The sequence below is a fragment of the Microbacterium gorillae genome, from assembly GCF_000826185.2.
Lineage (GTDB): Bacteria > Actinomycetota > Actinomycetes > Actinomycetales > Microbacteriaceae > Microbacterium > Microbacterium gorillae.
The window spans coordinates 146,443-161,968 of sequence record NZ_LN648872.1 but is presented as its reverse complement, the minus strand read 5'-3'; the positions used below and the strand labels follow the sequence as shown (position 1 = coordinate 161,968).

Annotated in this window: 13 protein-coding genes; 3 read left to right on the top strand and 10 right to left on the bottom strand. The window is 70.2% G+C overall.

What is annotated here, in order from left to right; translation table 11 throughout:
• Window positions 1–74: 74 nt before the first annotated feature.
• The gene (gabT, locus tag BN1193_RS02690; protein ID WP_052460373.1) at window positions 75–1,427 is read right to left on the bottom strand and encodes a 4-aminobutyrate--2-oxoglutarate transaminase; all 1,353 of its coding nucleotides are present in this window, start codon (window positions 1,425–1,427) and stop codon (window positions 75–77) included.
• 87 nt (window positions 1,428–1,514) lie between these two features.
• Between gabT and BN1193_RS02685 the strand changes: the two genes are divergently transcribed.
• Both BN1193_RS02685 and BN1193_RS02680 read left to right on the top strand, forming a co-directional pair.
• Complete coding sequence (locus BN1193_RS02685) at window positions 1,515–3,026, top strand: PucR family transcriptional regulator (RefSeq protein WP_040163858.1); 1,512 nt, start codon at window positions 1,515–1,517, stop codon at window positions 3,024–3,026.
• 72 nt (window positions 3,027–3,098) lie between these two features.
• On the top strand, window positions 3,099–3,842 hold the full coding sequence (locus tag BN1193_RS02680; protein ID WP_094770230.1) for a TIGR00645 family protein: 744 nt from the start codon (window positions 3,099–3,101) through the stop codon (window positions 3,840–3,842).
• Window positions 3,843–3,905: 63 nt separating this feature from the next.
• On the opposite strand, the gene BN1193_RS02675 is transcribed toward BN1193_RS02680, so the two are convergent.
• The 6 genes from BN1193_RS02675 to BN1193_RS02650 are packed head-to-tail and all read right to left on the bottom strand — an operon-like array spanning window position 3,906 to window position 8,894.
• On the bottom strand, window positions 3,906–4,766 hold the full coding sequence (locus tag BN1193_RS02675) for a MurR/RpiR family transcriptional regulator (RefSeq protein WP_040163856.1): 861 nt from the start codon (window positions 4,764–4,766) through the stop codon (window positions 3,906–3,908).
• On the bottom strand, window positions 4,753–5,580 hold the full coding sequence (gene phnE / locus BN1193_RS02670) for a phosphonate ABC transporter, permease protein PhnE (protein WP_040163854.1): 828 nt from the start codon (window positions 5,578–5,580) through the stop codon (window positions 4,753–4,755). The genes BN1193_RS02675 and phnE (BN1193_RS02670) overlap by 14 nt, the downstream gene beginning before the upstream one ends.
• Window positions 5,577–6,395 (bottom strand): phosphonate ABC transporter, permease protein PhnE, encoded by an 819-nt coding sequence (gene phnE, locus BN1193_RS02665; RefSeq protein ID WP_052460362.1) that lies wholly within the window; start codon window positions 6,393–6,395, stop codon window positions 5,577–5,579. The genes phnE (BN1193_RS02670) and phnE (BN1193_RS02665) overlap by 4 nt, the downstream gene beginning before the upstream one ends.
• Window positions 6,392–7,213, bottom strand: a complete 822-nt coding sequence (gene phnC, locus BN1193_RS02660) for a phosphonate ABC transporter ATP-binding protein (protein WP_040163971.1) — start codon at window positions 7,211–7,213, stop codon at window positions 6,392–6,394. Before phnC ends, phnE (BN1193_RS02665) begins: the two co-directional genes overlap by 4 nt.
• Window positions 7,213–8,196, bottom strand: coding sequence for a phosphate/phosphite/phosphonate ABC transporter substrate-binding protein (phnD, locus tag BN1193_RS02655; RefSeq protein WP_040163851.1), 984 nt, complete (start codon window positions 8,194–8,196; stop codon window positions 7,213–7,215). Before phnD ends, phnC begins: the two co-directional genes overlap by 1 nt.
• Before the next feature lie 17 nt (window positions 8,197–8,213).
• Window positions 8,214–8,894, bottom strand: a complete 681-nt coding sequence (locus tag BN1193_RS02650) for an HAD family hydrolase (RefSeq protein WP_052460361.1) — start codon at window positions 8,892–8,894, stop codon at window positions 8,214–8,216.
• Between the two features lie 115 nt (window positions 8,895–9,009).
• Here BN1193_RS02650 and BN1193_RS02645 point away from each other — a divergent pair, with 115 nt between their 5' ends.
• A complete protein-coding gene (locus tag BN1193_RS02645) occupies window positions 9,010–9,645 on the top strand; it encodes a hypothetical protein (protein WP_052460360.1) in 636 nt (211 codons plus the stop codon).
• A 15-nt stretch (window positions 9,646–9,660) separates the two neighbouring features.
• Here the strand turns inward: BN1193_RS02645 and BN1193_RS02640 are convergent, their stop codons facing one another.
• From BN1193_RS02640 to BN1193_RS02630, 3 genes are all read right to left on the bottom strand, one after another.
• A complete protein-coding gene (locus BN1193_RS02640) occupies window positions 9,661–10,689 on the bottom strand; it encodes an ATP-dependent 6-phosphofructokinase (protein WP_040163850.1) in 1,029 nt (342 codons plus the stop codon).
• Between the two features lie 257 nt (window positions 10,690–10,946).
• Entirely contained in the window at window positions 10,947–13,091 is a 2,145-nt protein-coding gene (locus tag BN1193_RS02635; protein ID WP_040163848.1) for a DEAD/DEAH box helicase, read from the bottom strand.
• A 215-nt stretch (window positions 13,092–13,306) separates the two neighbouring features.
• Window positions 13,307–15,526, bottom strand: a complete 2,220-nt coding sequence (locus tag BN1193_RS02630; RefSeq protein ID WP_052460359.1) for a heavy metal translocating P-type ATPase — start codon at window positions 15,524–15,526, stop codon at window positions 13,307–13,309.

The window sequence follows — 15,526 nt, the reverse complement described above, 5'->3', positions numbered from 1 at the left end:
CTTTCTCGGGTTCGCCGGTCAGCGGTGTCCGCGCCGGGCGGCGGGGACATCGATCGCGAGCGTTCGAACGGTGATCAGGCGGCGGCGAGGGCGGCCAGGACGATGTCCAGGCCCTCGCCCAGCAGCTCGTCGCCGATGGACAGCGGGGGCAGGAACCGGATGACGTTGCCGTACGTGCCGCACGTGAGGACGATGACGCCCTCGGCGATCGCGGCCTTCGCGACGGCACCGGCGAGCTCCGGCGCGGGTGCACCGGTCGCCGGATCGATGAACTCCGCGGCGATCATCGCCCCACGGCCCCGGACCTCGCCGATGCGCGGGTCGTCCACGGCGCTCAGACGTGCGGTGAGGATCTCACCGATCTCCCGGGCACGGGCGGCGAGGTCCTCCTCGGCGTAGGCCTCGATCGTGGCGAGGGCGGCGGCACAGGCGACGGGGTTGCCGCCGTACGTGCCACCGAGACCGCCGGCGTGGCTGGCGTCCATGATCTCGGCACGGCCGGTGACACCGGCCAGCGGCAGACCACCGGCGATGCCCTTGGCCGTGGTGACGAGATCCGGGACGATGCCGAACTGCTCGCTCGCGAACCAGGAGCCGGTGCGGGCGAAACCGCTCTGCACCTCGTCGGCGATGAAGACGACGCCGTTCGCCTTGCACCAGTCCACGATCGCCGGGAGGAATCCGTCGGCGGGGACGATGAAGCCGCCCTCACCCTGGATCGGCTCGATCAGTACGGCGGCGAGGTTGTCCGCGCCGATCTGCTTCTCGATCAGCGAGATGGCCTTGGCGGCCGCCTCCGGTCCGGTCAGGTGGTCACGGAAGGGGTACGACGCCGGCATCCGGTACACCTCGGGAGCGAAGGGGCCGAAGCCGCTCTTGTACGGCATGGACTTCGCCGTCAGCGCCATGGTGAGGTTGGTGCGGCCGTGATAGCCGTGGTCGAAGGCGACGACGGCCGGGCGACCGGTGAACTTGCGCGCGATCTTCACGGCGTTCTCCACGGCCTCGGCACCGGAGTTGAACAGCGCGGTGCGCTTGTCGTGGTCACCGGGGGTGAGCTCGTTGAGCTTCTCCGCGACGGCGACGTAGGACTCGTACGGCGAGATCATGAAGCAGGTGTGGCTGAACTGCGCGATCTGCTCCTGCACGGCCGCGACGACCCTGGGGTGGGCGTTGCCCACCGTCGTGACCGCGATGCCGGAGCCGAGGTCGATCAACGAGTTGCCGTCCGCGTCCACGACGACGCCACCACCGGCCGCGACGGCGGAGATCGGAACCGTATGGCCGACGCCGGCGGGCACGGCCGCGGCCTTGCGATCGAGCAGTTCCTGCGATCGCGGACCCGGGATCGAGGTCACGAGGCGTCGCTCCTGCGCAAGGGAGGGTCCGCCGGTGGGAGTGGTGAGGGTGGCATCGGTGGTGCTCATGACGCCGAGCGTACGGCCGCGCATCACCACCGCGCACTATACGATCGGTACGATTTGAACGCCCTGACCATACAGAGTGGACACCCCATGATCGCCACGGCCGACGCCGAACCGACCCTCCGCACGCTGCTCAAGCGCGCTGACCTGGGGCTGACGCTGCTCGGTGCGGAGGACGCGCGGCGGGCGGAGGCGCTCGATCGCCCGGTGCGCTGGGTCCACAGCACCGACCTCAGCGACCCGACCCCCTTCCTCGCGGATGACCTGGTGCTGCTGACCACCGGGACGCAGTTCGATCCGGACGCGGAGGACAGCGTGATCGACGAGTACGTCAGCCGGCTCGCTCGACGCGGCGTTCTCGGACTGGGATTCGGCACCGCGGTGGTCCGTCCCGCGATGCCCGCCCGCCTCCCGGACGCGTGCGCGGCGGTGGGCCTTCCGTTGTTCGAGGTCCCCTACCGGACGCCGTTCATCGCCGTGGCCCGCGCCAATGCGGAAGCCGTCGCGGCGCAGTCGTACGCGCGGCGATCGTGGGCGCTGGCCGCGCAGCGCGCATTGGCGCTGGCGGCCCTCCGCCCGGACGGACTCGCCCGCACGGTCGCCGAGCTCGGACGCCAACTGGACACCTGGGTCGGGCTCTACGACGCCGGCGGCGTGCTCCGTTTGGAGAACACCGACCGCGAGCTCACGCCGGAGAGCGCCGACGCGGTCCGCCAGGAGGTGGAGGCGGTGCTCCGGCGCGGTTCGCGCGCGGCGTCCGCCATCGGCATCGAGGGGACGGATTTCACACTCCAGACTCTCGGTCGCGGCGGTCGTCTGCGCGGGGTGCTCGCGATCGCGTCCGGCGAGCTCGATCAGGAGGGGCGCGGTGTCATCACCTCGGTCGTGGCCCTGGCCGGACTCGCGCTGGAGCAGCAGCAGGGCCTGCAGCGGGCGCGCGGCCGGCTCCGCGCCGGGCTCGTGGAGCTCGCCCTCGCCGGCTCTCTCCCGCTGGTGCGCGCGGTGGGGCGCGACGTCGGCATCGCGCTGCCGGCCGCGCCCGTGCGCGTCGCACGCGTCGCCGAGTCCGGGACATCGCTGGTGATCTCCGAGGCGCTCGAGATCGCTTCGGCGGTGTTCTTCGGTCGATCCGGAGACGATCTGCTCCTCATCTGCGGAGCGGATTCGACGGTGCCGGACGAGATCGCCGTCCGCTTCGCCGTCCGCGTGGGCCTGTCCGATCCGGTCACGCACGCCGACCTGGCAGCCGGTGCCGCGCAGGCTGCCGCGGTACTGCGCGGTGGAGCACCGGGTGTGGTGCGCTTCTCCGGCAAGCGGGCACAGGGGGTGCTCGCCAATGCGTCCGAGGACGCCCGCACGGTGGCGGCGGCGATCCTCGCGCCGTTGCGCGCGCACGACGCGGCCGAGCGCAGCGCCCTGGCGTCGACCCTGCGCGCGTTCCTCGAGCACGACGGCTCCCACGAGGCGACCGCCCGCGCCCTGGGCGTGCACCGGCACACGATCCGCGCGCGCGTCCGGGCCGCGGAGCAGGTCCTCGGCACGGACCTCGGCGGCTTCCCAGCCCGCGCCGAGCTCTGGGCCGCTTTCCTCGCCACCGACTGACCCCCAACCGAAGGCGGATTCCGGCCGCTGCCCGACTAGTCTTGATGCGTTCGCCACCGAGAAGGGGACCCCGTGGCCCATCATTCCGCGCCCGCCAGCTACAACGAGCGGCCCAGCGCGAAGGCGCTGGGCGCCTTCATCTTCGCCAGCCGCTGGTTGCAGGCTCCGATCTACGTCGGCCTGATCGTCGCGCAGCTCGTCTACGTCGTCGTGTTCATCATCGACCTCATCGGTCTGGTCGGCGATGACGTCGTCGGACAGCTGATGCACGGACACCACCCCGACGAGTCCACCATCATGTTGGGCGTGCTCGGCCTGATCGATGTGGCGATGATCGCGAACCTGCTGATCATGGTGATCGTCGGCGGCTACGAGACGTTCGTGTCGAAGATCAACCTCGAGCAGCACCCGGACCAGCCGGAGTGGCTGAGCCACGTGAACGCCAACGTGCTGAAGGTCAAGCTCGCGATGGCCATCGTCGGCATCTCCTCGATCCACCTGCTGAAGAGCTTCATCGAGGTCGCCAACATGAAGGACGGCTTCGCCCCCGGATCGGACGCCGGCGGCCACGGCACCGGCATCAGCTGGGAGGGCGCGATGTGGCAGGTCATCATCCACATCGCCTTCATCCTCTCCGCGCTCGCCCTCGCGCTGATCGACCGCATGCAGATCACCGCGGACGCGAAGATGCGCCTGGCCGAGGCCGAAGCCACGAAGATCCAGACCGAGGCCGACGTGATCGAGAACACTCTCCCCGCCGAGCACCGCGACGCGCGCCCGGTCGGCCCGGTGATCTCCGGAGACCTCACCGTCTGACCCACCGCACAGACCGAACGCCCGGCACCGCGGTGCCGGGCGTTTCGTCTTCGTGCCGAACCGTCAGTCCGCGGCGTCGGCGAGGTTGTCGGAGAGGATCTCCAGCACGCGCGCCCGGGTCGCCCGGGATGCGTCACCGACGGAGCGTGCCACGGCGGCGACGAGGGCCTCGACGAACACGGCGTGCGCGACGCGGGACGTGTGCTCCAGTTCGTCGCGGAACGTCACTCCCGCCGAGGCGATCACAAGCGAGAGGTCTGCGATGACCGTCAGGGGTGAGGCCGCGAACGACGTCAGTGCGATCACCGTGGCAGCCCCCGCCGCCGCGTCCGCGGCCTTGAGGCTGCTTTCATTCGCGCCGGATCCGGAAACCACGATGCAGGCGTCCTCGCCGGTCAGACCGCTCGCCGCGATCTGCTGCGCGATCGCATCGGGGGTGAACTCCGCGGGGCGACCGATGGCCGTGAGACGCATCGCGAGCTCACTCGCGATGGGTCCGGACAGGCCGTTGGCGACCACCATGAGTCGCCGTGCGGAGACGATCCGCCGCACGGCGGCCTCGACGGTGTCCTCATCCAGCAGGCTGATGGCCGCCGGCAGCGCCTGGGCGATCCGGTGGAACTCCGCGCGCATCAGACCGACGGTGGTGTCATCGCCCTCCTCTGCGGGGGCGTCCGGCTGCCGACCGAGCTCGGCCGCCAGGGCGACCCGCAGCTGCGGGAACCCGCGGTACCCGAAGCTCTGGCACGCCCGGATCACCGACGATCGCCCCACACCGGCCCGGTCGGCCAGTTCCTGGGCGGTCCACTCCACCACCTGCGCGGGGTCGCCGAGGATGATGTCCGCGACGCGACGCTCGGTGGGCTGCAGACCGTTCAGCGCCGTCGCGATGCGCGCGCTCGGAGGAACACTAGGACCGGACACGGGTTCCCTCCATGATCCGTCGGCGCAGTGCGCCGGATGCGGCGTCGATGGCCATCGTGACGACGACCACGACGATGAGCAGCACACCCACCGTCGACCACTCCCGGTACTGGGTGTATGAGGTCAGCATGTCACCGATCCCGCCCACGCCGATCAGACCGAGCACGGCCGAGGACCGCACGTTGATCTCGAACCGGTACAACCAGAAGGACAGGAACGCGGGCGTGACCTGCGGCCACACACCCCATCGGATCACCTGGGCGGTGCTCCCGCCGGCGGCGCGAGCGGCTTCGATCGGCCCGGACGGCACGGCTTCGACCGCCTCATAGCCCCACTTGCCGAGCGTGCCGACGCCGTTGATCGCGAGCGCCAGGGCACCCGTGAGCGGAGTCAGGCCGGTGACCGACAGGATGATGATGGCGAAGATGATCTCCGGGACGGCCCGGATCAGGGAGAACAGTCCGCGCAGCAGCCACCGCAGCCAGGCGGGACCGAAGCCCCGGGCCGCCACGAGGCTGAGCGGGGTCGCGATCAGGATCCCGAGCACCGTTCCGATCCAGGCCATCTCCACGGAGCGCCACGTCTGCAGCAGCGCATCCGGCAGCTTCGCCCAGTTCGGTGCGGAGAACATCAGGCCGAGATAGCGGATCAGCTCGGACGGCAGGTCCGCCAGGCGGCCCCAGTTGATGTCCACGGTCCAGAAGGCGAGGATCACCACGACGGTGACGACGGCTGCGATCGCGGTGCGCCACGGATGACGCGGACGGGTCGGCAACGCGGAGACCGCGCGGGCGGGGGCGTCGAGAAGGGTCACACCAACCTCCGGCGGATCGCGTCGCTGACCACGTCGATGACGATCACCACGAGAAGGATCTCAAGGATGATCAGCGACAGCTGGTCGTAGCGGTAGAACGTGCGCACGGCGTCGATGAGAAGTCCCATGCCGCCGGCGCCGACGAGGCCGAGCACGCTGGAGGCGCGAACGTTGAGTTCGAAGACGTAGAGCACCTGGTTGGCGAACGCCGGCCAGGTGTCCGGCAGCACGAGGGTGCGGTTGATCTGCGTCTGCGTGCCACCGGCCGCGCGACCGGCCTCGATCGGACCGCTGTCGGTCGTGTCGATCGCCTCCGAGACGAGCTTGACGATGATGCCGATGTCGAACAGCACGAGCGCGATGATGCCCGGCAGCGCTCCGACGCCGACCATCGCCACGAGGACGGCGGCGAAGAGCAGATCCGGGACCGAACGCAGCATGTTCAGCAGGAACCGCACGATGCCACGGAACCAGGTGTTCGGGTTGGTCGGACGCGCAGCCCAGAAGGCGATCGGCAGCGCGACGATCGCGGAGATCGCGGTCGCGATGACCGCCATCTGCAGCGTCTCGACCAGCGGGCCCACCGTGCGCGGGAAGAACGACCAGTCCGGCACGAGGAGCTTCAGCACCTTGTCGGCACCGTGCTGCCAGTTGCGCACGATGGCCTGCACGTCGAAGCCGATGCCGATCCCGGGCAGGCACATGACGACGGTGACGGCCAGGATGATCCCGAGGACGACCCACGTCTTCCAGCGGCCGGCCGGGCGCGGGGGCAGCGTCAGGGAGCGTCCGTCCCGCAGGGTGATCGAACTCATCCGTCCAACCGATCATCCGTGGTCAGCGAGCGGCCGTAGATGTGCTCGAAATCCGCGTCCGTGGCCGTCGCGGCCGGGCCGTCGTAGACCACTTCGCCGGCGCGCATGCCGATCATGCGGGAGCCGAACTCACGGGCCAGATCCAGCAGGTGGAGGTTGACCAGCACGGTCATCCCGAGGTCCGTGTTGATGCGGCGCAGATCGCTCATCACGCCATGCGCGGTAGGCGGATCAAGGCTGGCGACCGGCTCATCGGCGAGGACGATCTTCGGCCGCTGGGTCAGTGCACGGGCGATGGCCACGCGCTGCTGCTGGCCACCGGAGAGGGCCGAGGCCCGTCCGTACATCTTCTCCAGGATGCCCACCCGGTCCAGCGCCTCGTAGGCCAGTTCCCGGTCCTCCGCGCGGTAGGCACCGACCATGGTGCGCCACAGCGGCGTGTGGGCGAGGCGGCCGACCAGGACGTTCTGCAGGACGCTCGCTCGACCGGCGAGGTTGAAGTTCTGGAACACCATGCCGATGTCCCCGCGAAGGCGGCGGAGCTCTCGACCGGACGCGCCGTCCACCCGGCGCTCGCCGACCGTGAGCGAGCCCGACGTGATCGGAACGAGCCCGTTGATGGTGCGGATCAGCGTGGACTTGCCCGAGCCGGACAACCCGACCACCGCGACCATCTCGCCGGCGGGGATGTCCAGGTTCACACCCCGCAGGCCCACCGTGCCGTTCGGGTACCGGACCGTGACGTCATCGAGCCGGATGCCCCACGGCGCGGACGCCCCCTCGGTGGAGTGGGCGTCCGCGGTGCGTGCGGCGTCGATCACTGCAGGCCCAGCGCCTGCGCGGCGTTCGCGACGACATCGAGCGAGGACGGGTCCGCCGGCGCGAGCTTGGTGATCGAGTAGATGCTCTCCAGCACCTTCGAGCCCTCCGCGCTGTTGGAGTAGTCCTCGAGGGCGGTGGTGATCCGCTTCTGCAGGTCAGCGGAGAGGTCCGAGCTCAGCGCGACACCGTCGTTCGGGATCTCATCGGTCAGGGCGAACACGACGACCTTCTGACCGACATCCGGGGTGTCCTTGACGACGATGCTGCGGGCATCCCAGAACGAGAAGCCGACCTCGGCGTCACCGTTGTAGACCGCCAGCACACTGGCGTCGTTGGCCGTGACGGGGATCTTCTCGAAATCGGTGTCGATGTTCAGCCCGGCGTCCTTCAGGGCGACCATCGGGTAGATGTAACCGGCCGGAGAGCCGGGACCGAGGACGGCGACCTTGGCGCCCTTCACCTTGGTGATCTGGTCGAGCCCGGCCGGGCCCTTCATCGCGTCGGCGCCGTTGCAGAACAGCATGCCGTCGCGCTCCACCGGCTTGTCCTTGCAGTACTTGTCCGGGTTGTTCGTCATGAACTGCGCCGGGTAGGTGATGTTGCCGTTGCGCTCGGTCTGCAGCACGGTCTTCGCACCGTACATGTCCGAGGCCTGCCACAGCTGCAGCGACGGCAGGAAGCCGATCTGCGCCTGGCCCGCCCCCATCGCCTCGACGGCGGCCTGGTAGTCCTTGGAGACCACTCCGGTGACCTCGATGCCGAGCGCCTCGGAGAGGTAATCCGTGAGCGGCGCCGCGGTCTCGACGAGTCCGGACTGGTCCTGCGAGGGGACGAGCGCGAGCGTGAGAGAGGTCGGATCGGACGAACCGGACGTCGCGGAGCCGGAGCCCGAATCGCCGGAGCCGGAGCATCCGGCCAGGCCCAGGGCGAGGAGCGCGGCGGCGCCGACGGCGGCCGTGCGGACGAGGGTGGTGCGCATGGGGATTTTCCTTCGGATCAGAGTGCGGTGGATGCGGTGGAGTCGGAGGGAACGGCGTCCAACCACTCCTGCAGGGCAGGAGCGAGGTCGCCGAAGGTCGATGCCCGGTGCGTGGGCGTCGCGATCTCGTCGGGGTGGTCCCCGACGAGTGCGGTGGTGTGCCCGCGCCGGTGGGCGGGGGCGAGGTCGTTGCGCCAGATGTCGCCGATGCTGAGGACGCGCACGACTCCGGCGGCGGCGAGCTCATCCAGCTGCGCGTCGAGCCCTCCCGGCTTGGCGGCGTCGGTCACGACGCGGTCGATGCCGTCCGCGATGCCGAGGGCCGCCAGCGCCGGGGCGATGCGGATGTCCGGGGCGTTGGTGACGAGCAGCCGCAGCACACCGGCCTCCCCCGCGGCGGTCAGGAACTCAGCGAGACCGACCGGAGCGTGGATGGGCGCGTCCTCGGTCGCCAGCTCGGCACGGCTGTCGAGATACGCGGCGCTGAGATCCGCGGCGGAGACACCGGCGCTCTCGGCGGCCATCCGGACAGCGTCGTAGCCGTCCAGGGCGTCCGCGGGGACGGCATTCAGCACCGGCTCGACACCGGTCACCCCACCGCGACGCTCGACCGCACGAGCGTAGGCCCGCACGGGCCCGTCGCCGAGCGCGACCGTTCCGTCGAAGTCGAGAATGACGGCGGTGTCGGGGTGCTTCACGGGATCTCCTCATCGTGGACAATGCGTCCATGATGCCTGCTTTTGATGGACATTGCGACCACGAGCGATGAACGGACGGTGAATTCGACGTCGTCGAACCGCCTAGCATGGCGGGATGATCGACCTCGACTCCGCGGCGCTCCTGGCCGAGACCGACCCCGCCGCGGCGCTGGACTCCCTCCCCTGGCTCACCGACGCGATCGCCGCGGACACGGCAGCGGGAGCCTGGTCGGCATGGGGACCGTCGACCGTGATCGATGAGAACACCGGGGCCCCGGTGATCGGCCGCGGTCTCTTCGAGGAACTGCACCGGCGAGCCGGACTCGTTGCGGCGTGGCCGGTGGGCAACGGCGGGCTGATCCACTGCTACGGCTACCTGCTCTCGCGCGCCGAGACCCCGTACGGGCTCAAGCGCGATCGCTGGCTCACCCCGGACCTCGCCCGCGCCTACGGCCTGCCGGATGACGCGTTCGCGCCGCAGCCGGCCGCCCCCACGCTGTCGACGCGGGTGGCAGCGGCGATGTCGCGGGCCCTCGCCGACTCGGCGAGCGTCGAGGGGAGCGCGGACGGTGTGGGCACGCGCGTCGCGTTCGTCTCGCACGGCTCCTCGAGCGCCGTCGCCTACGCGGTCGCCGATCGGCTCATCACGACGTTCCCCGTGGGCGATCCCGGTGCGGTTCGCGCGGAGATCGCCGCCGGGCCACCCCGACTGCGCTGGAACGCCGTGACGCCGACGCCCGACGCGTCGTGACGCCGCACGGGATACTCAACCGAAGAGGGCGGCGGCCTCGTCGTAGCGGTACTTCGGAACGGTGTTCAGCTCGCCGAGGGCATCCGCGAACGGGACCCGGACGATGTCCGTGCCCTGCAGCGCGACCATCTGACCCCAGGCTCCCTCCACCACCGCATCGGCGGCGTGCAGGCCGAGGCGCGTCGCGAGCACGCGATCGAAGGCGCTGGGTGCTCCGCCGCGCTGGATGTGTCCGAGGATCGTGGCGCGCGTCTCGATGCCGGTGCGCCGCTCGATCTCCGGCGCCAGCATGTCGCCGATCCCGCCCAGACGGGGCCGGTTGAAGGCATCCAGGCCCTTGTCCGAGTATGCCTCCTCCATCCCCTCGAGCGTGAAGCCTTCGGACACGACGACCAGCGGCGCGCGGCCGCGATCGTGCGCCGACTCGACGAAAGCGCAGATCTCGTCCATCGTCATCGGGTGCTCCGGGATGAGGATGGCGTGGGCGCCCGCCGCGACGCCGGCGTGCAGCGCGATCCAGCCGACGTGTCGACCCATGACCTCGGCCACCATGCAGCGCTGGTGCGAATCCCCGGTGGTGCGCAGGCGATCCATCGCGTCCGTGGCGATGTTCACCGCGGTGTCGAAGCCGAACGAGTAGTCCGTGGCACGGAGGTCGTTGTCGATGGTCTTCGGAACGCCCAGGACCTTGATGCCGTCCTTGGCGAGCCGGTCCGCGGCGGCCAGCGTTCCCTCGCCGCCGATCGCGACGATGCCGTCGATCTTGTGCCCGTACAGCGTCTTGGCGATGTTCTCCGCACCGCCGCGCTCCCCCTCGTACGGGTTGGTGCGACTGGTGCCGAGGATCGTGCCGCCGACCTTGGACAGACCCTTCACCTCATGGCGCGTGAGGGGCATGAAATCGCCCTCCACGACTCCGCGCCAGCCATCGCGGATTCCGACGAACTCGAGGTCGTACGTGGTCGTGCCCTTGAGCACGATGCCGCGGATGACCGCGTTCAGTCCGGGGCAGTCGCCACCGCTGGTCAGGATTCCGATCTTCATGGTCAGGCCTTCACACGTCGAGGGGGGGTTGTGGGTCAGGCGACACTGCCTGACTCGAACATAGCTGTCGGGCGCGCGGGATGCCATTCGAGCGCCGTGAGAACGGCACTTCTTGCGATGGTTTCGGCGGATTTCTCGCGCGGACTCCGCAGACGCCGGAAAACAGGTCCAAGAATCGGGATTCTTGGCACCCGTTCCGCGCACACGCGAACGGACGCCGGACGGGAGCGAACCCGTCCGGCGTCCGCGGACGCGCGTCAGTCCGTGAGGGCCTCGCGCAGCAGGTGCATGAGCGCGGCCAGCTGGACCGAGTCCTGCGAACCGGGCTCCACGGAGACGCCGTCCAGCGCACGCAATGACAGTCCCTGCTTCTGGTCGATGAGCTCGGCGATCTTCGAATCCAACGTGTGCGCGGCGATGATGCGCCACGCGGTGACCGGCTCATCCTGACCGATGCGGTGCACGCGGTCGATCGCCTGCGTCTGCTCGGCGGCGGTCCAGCTCAACTCCGCCAGGACGACGTTGGAGGCGGCCTGCAGGTTCACGCCGACACCGGCGGCGGTCAGCGAGCACACGGCGATCGCCACCTCCGGGTCCGCGTTGAACGCGTCGATGGCCTCCTGACGCGCGGTCGAACTCTGGTCGCCGCGCAGGGACACGGTCTTCAGCCCGTTCGCCGCGAACAGCGCCTCGGCCTGATCCATGACGTCGATGTGCTTGGCGAAGAAGACGACCTTGCCCACGGAGCGCTGCAGCTGCACGGCGTAGTCCGCCGCGAGGCCGGCCTTGGCCTGACCGATCTTGCGCACCATCCTGAAGACGTTGTCGCCACCGGCGTCGGCGTTCTTCGCGTCGTCGAACTCGTGCTGCGCCACCAGGCGGACGATGTCCTCATCGATGCCGTGCGTGACGCGGCCGCGCGCGGTGACGATGCGGTGGTACTTCGCGGCCATGCGGGCACCGAGCTCACGCTCGGCGGCGCGGATGGAGCGACCGAACTCGTCATCCAGCTGCACCGGCATGTCGGCGATGAGCTTGTCCGGCAGGTCAGCGGCCACGTCCTTCTTCTTGCGCCGGACGATGCCGAGCGAGATGACTGCCTCCCGCGCCTCCGGGTAGAAGGACTTGTCCGCGGGCGTCAGTCCGGTGGCGTCCAGCTTCTCCGCCAGCTCCGGACCGGGCTTCTCGCCGTTGGTCCAGCCCAGGAAGCGCCAGATCGCGTCGAAGTCCTCGACGTCGTTGATCAGCGGCGTACCGGTCAGCGCCATCAGCAGCGGGTTCCCGCCGGGCGTCGTCTCGCGGATGCGCGACGCGAGCGCCAGGACGTTCTGCGAGCGCTGCGAGGTGAGGTTCTTGATGAAGTGCGCCTCGTCGACGACCATGCCGCGCAGCCCGACCTTGCTGAGCCAGTCCAGATGCCGGTCGAGGATCTCGTAGTTGACGATGAACACGTCCGCGAAGGCGTCGATGCTCTCACCGTCGCCCTGGATGACGGTCGCGCGGCGCTGCGGCGTCCACCGCTCCACCTCGCGGGCCCAGTTCATCTTCACGACGTTCGGCACGACCACGAGCAGCGGGTACGCGTTCGCGACGGAGGCCGCCAGCACCGACTGCGCGGTCTTGCCGAGTCCGGGCTCGTCCGCGAGCAGGAAGGTGCGCTGCCCGTGTCGGACCGCCTCGACCAGCCGCGACTGGTGCGGCATGGCCTCCAGGCCCTTGGGCGAGATGCGGTCGAACTCCGGCACCTCCGGCAGCTCCATGCTGGCCGCTCCCCCGCCGGCGCCGGACTCGAACGCCTTGTACAGCGGACCCATCAGCTCCCAGTCGGCCAGACGTCGACGCGTCGGACCACTCGTGGCGACGCTGAGATCCGGCATCAGGAACGGGTTGGACTCCATGCGCGCATCGATGCGCGGCGGCGTCACCTGGCGTTCGGCGATCGCGGCGGAGACGACGGGGGTCGAGGCGACCTTCGGCACGTCCGTGATGATCAGCTCATCGGGTGCGAGCTCGGCGCCCGACTCGAGCAGCCAGTCGCGGCGCATGCGCTTCGCGACCGGCGAGGTCGCCTGATCCACCTCCAGCAGCTGGATCAGCGACGTGTCCCGGGCCGCGGTCTTGGCGAGGATCTGCGCCACGCCGTCCAGGCGCTTGAGCAGCTCCGTGCGGGTCCCGGCGGCGAGGTCCGGATCCGCCTTGACCTTGGCACGCTCTTCGCGCACGAGGAACGCGATGACCTGGAACTTGACGCGGTTGGTCGGGCCCAGCTTGCCCTTCTGGGCCTTGGACTCCACCTCGCGCACCTTGCGCGCGAGGATGGGGATGATCGGTGCCTCGTCGTCGCGGCGCGCGGACGAGGTCTTCTTGCGCCGGTTGGACGCGGCGACTGCCGTGGTCGGCATGCTCCTCCTGAGCGAGATGTCCGGGATGCCTCCCGGTGGGCCCGGCGCAGAGCCGGGAACGGTCGAGGGTCGGCACGCGATCGTGCAGAACGTGCCAGAACTTCGCCCTCACCCGCTCGCGGACTCCGCTTCAGCGGCACACGAGAACAAGGCGAGGGAGCCCCACGGAAGGATTTTACCCCACGAGTCGCCGCGGGCGCACGTTCGTGCGTATGTCAGTGGAACGAACGGAGCCGGAGGCTGTTCAGCACGACGAACACGCTGGAGAAGGCCATGGCCGCACCCGCGATCATCGGGTTCAGCAGACCGAGAGCCGCCAGCGGGATGGCGGCGACGTTGTAGCCGAACGCCCAGAACAGGTTGCCGCGGATCGTGCCCATGATGCGGCGAGACAGCCGGATCGCCGTGGGGATCGCGGTCACGTCGTCCCGGACGAGCGTCACGTCGCTGGCGTGCATGGCCGCGTCCGTCCCGCCGCCCATCGCGATGCCGAGGTCGGCCGACGCGAGCGCCGCGGCGTCGTTCACCCCGTCGCCCACCATGGCCACGCGCGCACCGGCGGCCTGGGCGGCCCGCACGGCGGCGAGCTTGGCCTCCGGCGTGACGCCGGCGGTGACCTCGGTGATGCCCACGGCGGTCGCGACCACTCGGGCGGCGGAAGCGGTGTCACCGGTGAGCAGGCGCACGTCCAGGCCGAGGCCGTGCAGCTCGGCCACGGCGCCCGCGCTGTCGGGACGGACGGCGTCGGTCAGAATGATGACCCCGTCGACGTGCTCCGCCCCCGCACGGACGGTACCGGCGAGGACGACCGTGCCCGCGGCCGCACGAACGGCGTCACGCAGCACGTCCGGTAGGGCATCGGTGTCGGCGGCGTCCGCCCGGCGGGCGAACACGAGCGCTCCGGCGACCGTGCCCACGACCCCGCGACCGGCCTCGTTCCGGAACTCGCTGACGGCAGCCGGCCGCTCCACCAGCGCGGCGATGGCGCGCGCCACCGGGTGCTCCGAGGCGGCCTCGAGCGCGGCGACACGCGCGATGAAGGCGTCCCGGTCGACCTCGGGACCGGTGATCACCGCATGGACGGACATCCGCCCCTCGGTGAGGGTGCCGGTCTTGTCCAGCAGGATCGTGTCGACCCGAGCCGCCGCTTCGATGGCCTCCGGACCCGTGATGAGCACACCGAGCTGAGCCCCGCGTCCGGTGCCGACCAGGATCGCCACCGGGGTGGCGAGCCCGAGCGCGCACGGGCACGCGATGATGAGCACGGCCACGGCGGCCGTGAATCCCGCCGCCACGGGCTGACCGAGGAGCAGCCAGACCAGCAGGGTCAGGATCGCGATCCCGATCACGACCGGCACGAAGACCGCAGAGATGCGGTCTGCGAGACGCTGCGTTGCACCCTTCGCGGATTGCGCGTCCTCAACCAGTCGAGCCATCGTGGCCAGACGCGTCTGCTCCCCCACCGCCGTCGCGGTGACGACCAGGCGCCCGTCGACGGCGATCGTGCCACCGGTCACGGACGAGCCGGGGTCGACGGCGATCGGCACCGATTCACCGGTGAGCATGGACTCGTCCACCGCGGCGGAGCCGTACGCCACGACACCGTCGGTGGCGATCGTGCCACCGGGCCGGACGACGAACCGGTCGCCGACCCCGAGCAGCGCGATCGGAACGGTCGGGCCGTCCTGCCCCTTCACGTCGGCGAGGATCACATCCTGGGAGCCGAGGCTCAGCAGCGCGCGCAGAGCGTCTCCGGCGGTGCGCTTGGACCGATGCTCGAACCACCGCCCGAGCAGGAGGAACACCGTCACACCCGCGGCGACTTCGAAGTAGACCAGAGCCGTGGCGTCGTGGACCGGGCCGAAGAGCTGGAACTCATGGGTCATTCCGAGGCGTCCGGCGGAGCCGAACACGAGCGCCCAGAGGCTCCACAGCAGGGCGGCGGATGTGCCCATCGTGATCAGCGTGTCCATCGTCAGGGCGCCGTGGCGGAGATTCACGAACGTCGCGCGGTGGAACGGCCACCCGCCCCACAGCACGATCGGCAGCGTGAGGCCCAACGAGACCCACTGCCATCCCGGGAACTGCCAGGTGGGGACCATGCCGAGAACGATCACCGGCACGGCGAGGGCCGCACTGACGATCAGTCGCGTGCCGAGGGACGTTCCTGCGCGCGCGGGGGCCGCGTCCGCTTCCCGCGCTCCCGCACGGCGTACGCGTGCGTCGTACCCGGCGGAGCGGACTGCCGCGAGCAGCGCCTCGTCGTCGGCATCGTCCGGGACGGACACCTTCGCCGACTCGGTCGCCAGATTCACGCTGGCCTGCGCGCCCGGCACCGTGAGCAGCCGCTTCTCGACGCGGGCGACGCAGCTGGCGCAGGTCATCCCCTCGATGTCGAGTGTGACCGCACGGCGCGCGTCGGGCAGGACGGTCAT

Coding starts and splice junctions, on each gene's coding strand:
- phnD (WP_040163851.1), bottom strand. CDS start 8,196: ATGCGCACCACCCTCGTCCGCACGGCCGCCGTCGGCGCCGCCGCGCTC.
- BN1193_RS02635 (WP_040163848.1), bottom strand. CDS start 13,091: ATGCCGACCACGGCAGTCGCCGCGTCCAACCGGCGCAAGAAGACCTCG.
- BN1193_RS02645 (WP_052460360.1), top strand. CDS start 9,010: ATGATCGACCTCGACTCCGCGGCGCTCCTGGCCGAGACCGACCCCGCC.
- BN1193_RS02630 (WP_052460359.1), bottom strand. CDS start 15,526: ATGACCGTCCTGCCCGACGCGCGCCGTGCGGTCACACTCGACATCGAG.
- phnE (WP_052460362.1), bottom strand. CDS start 6,395: ATGAGTTCGATCACCCTGCGGGACGGACGCTCCCTGACGCTGCCCCCG.
- BN1193_RS02685 (WP_040163858.1), top strand. CDS start 1,515: ATGATCGCCACGGCCGACGCCGAACCGACCCTCCGCACGCTGCTCAAG.
- BN1193_RS02640 (WP_040163850.1), bottom strand. CDS start 10,689: ATGAAGATCGGAATCCTGACCAGCGGTGGCGACTGCCCCGGACTGAAC.
- gabT (WP_052460373.1), bottom strand. CDS start 1,427: ATGAGCACCACCGATGCCACCCTCACCACTCCCACCGGCGGACCCTCC.